The sequence below is a fragment of the Corynebacterium sp. MSK041 genome, from assembly GCF_030232265.1.
In the GTDB taxonomy this organism is placed as follows: Bacteria; Actinomycetota; Actinomycetes; order Mycobacteriales; family Mycobacteriaceae; genus Corynebacterium.
In genome coordinates this window covers 1-5,004 of the sequence record NZ_JASPJK010000027.1, presented here as the reverse complement: position 1 = coordinate 5,004, position 5,004 = coordinate 1, and the positions used below count along the sequence as shown (strand labels likewise).

At 57.5% G+C, this 5,004-nt stretch carries 3 protein-coding genes and 2 pseudogenes; 3 read left to right on the top strand and 2 right to left on the bottom strand.

Going from position 1 to position 5,004, the window contains the following annotated elements; genetic code table 11:
* Window positions 1-401 precede the first annotated feature (401 nt).
* Window positions 402-1,630, bottom strand: a protein-coding gene (locus QP968_RS10945) for an IS3 family transposase (protein WP_284856429.1) whose coding sequence is annotated in 2 segments (ribosomal slippage) — window positions 402-1,354 and window positions 1,354-1,630 — 1,230 coding nt in all. Because the reading frame shifts where the segments join, the coding sequence is not laid out codon by codon here.
* A 53-nt stretch (window positions 1,631-1,683) separates the two neighbouring features.
* Here QP968_RS10945 and QP968_RS10940 point away from each other — a divergent pair.
* Both QP968_RS10940 and exaC read left to right on the top strand, forming a co-directional pair.
* A pseudogene (locus QP968_RS10940) lies at window positions 1,684-2,001 on the top strand (response regulator transcription factor); the annotation flags it as partial.
* 121 nt (window positions 2,002-2,122) lie between these two features.
* Window positions 2,123-3,643 (top strand): acetaldehyde dehydrogenase ExaC, encoded by a 1,521-nt coding sequence (gene exaC, locus QP968_RS10935; protein ID WP_034666204.1) that lies wholly within the window; start codon window positions 2,123-2,125, stop codon window positions 3,641-3,643.
* A gap of 175 nt (window positions 3,644-3,818) precedes the next feature.
* Here the strand turns inward: exaC and QP968_RS10930 are convergent, their stop codons facing one another.
* Window positions 3,819-4,256, bottom strand: a complete 438-nt coding sequence (locus QP968_RS10930) for a hypothetical protein (protein ID WP_284856428.1) — start codon at window positions 4,254-4,256, stop codon at window positions 3,819-3,821.
* Between the two features lie 201 nt (window positions 4,257-4,457).
* On the opposite strand from QP968_RS10930, the pseudogene QP968_RS10925 reads away from it, so the two are divergent.
* Window positions 4,458-4,928, top strand: a pseudogene (locus tag QP968_RS10925) (transposase); the annotation flags it as partial.
* Window positions 4,929-5,004 lie beyond the last annotated feature (76 nt).

The following is a 5,004-nucleotide window of genomic DNA, read 5'->3' as shown; positions in this document are numbered from 1 at the left end:
ATATACTTTTGGCGTTAATGCAGGTCACCTACTGGAAATCGCCCAATTCAGACACACTTTTTGACCCTTAAGCCGCATGCGGGGGTTAATAGAGGGTTAAAGGTCAAAAAGTGTGTCTGATTTTCAGCATATCTGCTGATCAGGATATGTAAATCGGGCTTGAATAGGGTTTGAGGCCTTATTCAGGCCCGTTTCTTGTACAATCCACCGGAATGGCTCCTGCATGTGGTAGCAGAGGCTTGGTTGTCTTTTTGGGTGACTCATAACAGACCCCGATGCCCCATATGGGTCAAGTCCCGTGTAGTGGTGTAGCGGTTTGTGCTTTCGGCTCGGTTTGAAGTTTGGGGTTGTGGTTAGGCGGTTAGTTAGTGGTGGTTGAAGCGTCCTGGTTTTCGTTCCGCTTATTGAACGCCTAACGTTTGAGCGCCTGATTGTTGATAGTAGGCGTCTTCCATCTCTTGTGGGGTGATGTATCCCAATGACTCGTGCAGGCGGTGGTTGTTCCACCAGTGCACCCAGCGAAGAGTGGCGATCTCGATTTCACCGACCGATGCCCACGGCCGGTGGGGATAAATCAGCTCTGTTTTGTAGAGCCCGTTGACCGTTTCAGCCAACGCGTTGTCATAGGAGTCGCCAACGGTGCCAACGGACGGATCGATACCCGCCTGGGCGAGCGCTTCACCGTAACGGATCGACACATACTGGGAGCCGCGGTCACTGTGGTGGACAAGCCCTTCTGAGCGAAGATCACCAGCGTGATACAGGGCGTGCTCAAAGGCCTCCAGCGGCAGTTCATCGGTACGCATGCTCGCCCGAGTTGCGACACCGACGATCTTTCTGGAGTACACATCGGTGATAAACGCGGTGTAGGCAAAACCAGACAAGGTGCGCACATAGGTGATGTCAGCGACCCACAACCGGTGCGGCGCGGGGGCAGTGAAGTCACGTTTTACCAGGTCAGGGCGGCAATCCGGAACGTTGGCCCGAAGCGTTGTCATCGGTGTGCGGCCACGCCTGCGGCCGTAAATGCCAGCTTGCTTCATCAAACGCGCGGTTTGATCACGACCGATGTTCCAGCCGGCGCGCTGCATAGCCTTCCACATCTTGCGGACCCCGTAGACGCTGAAGTTGTCCTCGTAGACCCTCACCAATTCAGGAATGAGCAGCGCATCCGACAAACTCCTCGCCGACGGGGCTCGTGTTTTCGCTGCTCGGTAGCCACGAGAGGTGATGAACCCACATTCTGTCTCTTTCAATGTGCGACAGATAGCCTCGACCCCGAAGCGATCGCGATACGCATCGATGTATTCGATCATCTTCTGGTGGGCCGGTCGAGTTCCGCCGCGAAAAAAGCTGACGCGGTTTTCAAGATCTCGTTAGCCCTGCGTAGCTCCTTAATCTCTTTCCGGAGCCGCATCAGTTCGTTAGCCGTTGACTCGCCGGCGCCGACCTCAACATCGGACGAGGCCATATTCGGCTTCAACCAATCGTTGAGCGTGTGCGCTGGAATGCCGAGCTTTTCACCGATCTCTACGGCTGCACTCCATTTCGAGCACCCTTCGAGCTCAACGAGCTCCTCAGCCAAACGCACTGCCTTGGCCTTGAACTCGTCACTGAACTTCCTAGGCATGATCCAATCCTCCTCTAGAAACGATCGGAACTAAACCCAGGACACTTCACGGCCAGGTGTTGGACTTCTTGGGTTCGCTCGAAGTCGTCGCAGGTGGTGGCGTGGTGATTGACCCTGATGTGGCGACGGCATTGATGCAGTCCGGCAAATCGGGGCTAGCCAGTTTGACGGCGCGCGAGCGCGAAGTGCTGGAGCTGATGGCAGGAGGCAAGTCCAATAAGCAGATTGTCGATGACCTCGTGCTTTCAGGGGCGACAGTGGCGAAACACGTGTCCAATATCTTTATGAAGCTGCATCTGGAGCCCGGCGAGGAAAACCGCCGTGTGCGGGCAATTCTGGAATTTCTCACGGCGACGTCGGGGCAGATTTAGGGTCGGCAGCAATCGCATCTCTCGCAAAAGCGATGAAAAAATAAGTGTTGACTGTGGCGCGAGTCACAAAGTAAAGTTTGCTCGTACGTTTTTTGTTTCCCTATCGAAAGGACGTGTCTACATGACTGTTTACGCCAACCCCGGCACCCCCGATGCAATTTTCACATACAAGGAGCAGTACGAGAATTTCATCGACGGTAAGTGGACACCTCCAGTAGACGGGCAATACATGGACAACTCCACCCCGGTCACGGGCGAGGTTTTCTGCCGGGTTCCGCGGTCTAACGAGAAAGACATTGAGCTCGCCCTCGACGCCGCACACAAAGCAAAGGACTCCTGGGCCTCGGTTCCTGCGGCCGAGCGGGCGCTGATCCTCCACCGCATCGCGGACCGTCTGGAGGAAAACCTTGAGAAGATTGCCGTCGCCGAGACCTGGGAGAACGGCAAGGCCATCCGCGAGACCCTCGCCGCTGACATCCCGCTCGCAATCGACCACTTCCGCTACTTCGCCGGCGCCACCCGCACGCAGGAGGGGCGCATCTCGCAGATCGACGACAACACGGTCGCCTACCACTTCCACGAGCCACTCGGCGTCGTCGGCCAGATCATCCCGTGGAACTTCCCCCTCCTGATGGCCGCTTGGAAGATCGCCCCGGCCCTCGCTGCCGGCAACTGCATCGTGCTCAAGCCTGCAGAGCAGACCCCCGCGTCGATCCTCATGCTCACTGAGATCATCGCCGATCTGCTTCCGGACGGCGTCCTCAACATCGTCAATGGCCTCGGCACCGAGGCCGGTGCTGCGCTGACCGCAAGCGACCGGATCTCCAAGATTGCGTTCACCGGATCGACTGCCGTTGGCCAGGTGATCAATAAGGCAGTGTCCGACAAGATTATTCCAATCACGCTGGAGCTCGGCGGCAAGTCCCCATCCATCTTCTTCCCCGACATCATGGACGCCGACGACGCATTCCGCGAGAAGTGCATTGAGGGCCTGGCCATGTTCGCGTTGAACCAGGGCGAGGTCTGCACCTGCCCGTCGCGAGCCTTGGTCCACGAAGACATCGCTGATGAGTTCCTGAAGCTCGCGGTCGAGCGCGTCAAGCAGATTAAGACCGGCAACCCGCTGGATACGTCAGTACAGATGGGCGCCCAGGCCTCCCAGGAGCAGCTGGACAAAATCTCCGGCTACTTGGAGTCCGGGCCGAAGGAGGGCGCGGAGGTTCTCACCGGCGGCAACGTCGCCAAGCTCGAAGGGTTGGAGGGAGGCTACTACGTCGAGCCGACGATCTTTAAGGGCAACAACTCGATGCGCTTCTTCCGCGAGGAGATCTTCGGCCCGGTCCTGGCCGTGACAACCTTCAAAACTCTGGACGAGGCTCTCGAGATTGCCAACGACACCATCTACGGTCTTGGCGCCGGTGTGTGGAGTCGCAACCAGAACAACGCCTACCGCGCTGCCCGCGGTATCCAGGCTGGCCGCGTGTGGGTGAATAACTACCACAGCTACCCTGCTCACGCAGCCTTCGGCGGTTACAAGCAGTCCGGTATCGGCCGCGAGAATCACTTGATGATGCTCGAGCATTACCAGGAGACCAAGTGCATGCTCGTCTCTTACGACGAGAACCCGACTGGCCTGTTCTAAGAATTCATGCCCTCGGGGCTAGGCGATTTGTCGATTCCGATTCACGTCCGAAGACGGCGCCGACTATTGCCTTGCCCAACGCCCTCCGCGCCTGGCAGGTTACGATGGTCGACCTTAACCTGACACACCAGACGCTGGCGACTCCAAAGTTAGAGGCCTAGCTCACAGCCGACAGCTAGGTCTCTCCTTCTTTCTTTACTTGCCGGTACCACCTACGCATCCGATTAATCGCGGCACTGGCAGCCCATCCGCCGAGAAAAAGTAGCGGGATGTAGAAGAACACGACATAGGCGACGGCCAGGCCGTCCTGCCCGTCGGGCGGCGTAGTGAGAAATAGGAATGCCAGATCGCCAAGCACGGCAATTCCTGCGCCGGTAGCTGCTGCGACAATGCTCCGCGCGCTGGTCATCCCCCGAGCCGACGAGCCATCACCGGCGAAAACGGCCATTGAACCAACCAGCATTACTGAGACCAGCATCGACACAATCCACGACGCAATTCCTTCGTCGTAGGCGAGATTGGGCTTCGGCAAGATTAGCCCACCTAAAACACTCCACGCGACCGCGGCGAAAAAGGACGCCAGCAAGGGGCGGGTTATATTGTCGAGCCTCATGCGCCCCAGGTTACGTGAGATGACCTCCAGAAAGACCGAATCTCCCCTCCCCAGTGGAGAATTCAGTCACGCCTGCAAGAGCACAATCCTCCGAGCATAAAGTGGGGTAAGTAGAAATACTGACAACCCGAAAACTTACGGGCTGCAACCCAACACGACACCGTAAAGATCAAGCACTTGCCCGCGACTTGACCCACAACATTTCACCGCTATGTCACTACGACAGCACCACTGACTCGCATCGCCTCGGAAGTCGGCTGCTCACGCTGGACACTTGACCGTAAATTCGAACCATTCTGGCTCATCGATGTCCCTAATACCCCGGATCCCAACCGGGTCTACGACCAGATCTTTATCGACGGCACCTACACCGACGCTGGCTGCTTGCTTGTGGCAGCCAGCCGTGACCACGTCATCGCCTGGCACTGGGCCACACGCGAGTCAGCCCACGCCTACACACAACTACTGCGTGGTATCGCCGAACCGTTATGCGTCGTCCTCGACGGCGGCCAAGGCGCCTACTCAGCAATCAAAACCTGCTGGCCCAACACACGGATTCAACGCTGCCTTGTCCACGCCCAACGCGTCATCCGCCACTACACAACCTCACGTCCACGCACCGACGCCGGCAAAACCATCTACGCACTAGCGCTGAAACTAACCAAGATCACCTGAGGTTACCCTCGTTTAGTGGACACCCAACTTGTACGGATGTTGTGTCCGTAGGAGAGGATGTTCATTGTGAGTC

What these genes read in the sequence shown, in the direction of transcription:
- exaC (WP_034666204.1), top strand. Translation starts at nt 2,123, where the DNA reads ATGACTGTTTACGCCAACCCCGGCACCCCCGATGCAATTTTCACATAC.
- QP968_RS10930 (WP_284856428.1), bottom strand. Translation starts at nt 4,256, where the DNA reads ATGAGGCTCGACAATATAACCCGCCCCTTGCTGGCGTCCTTTTTCGCC.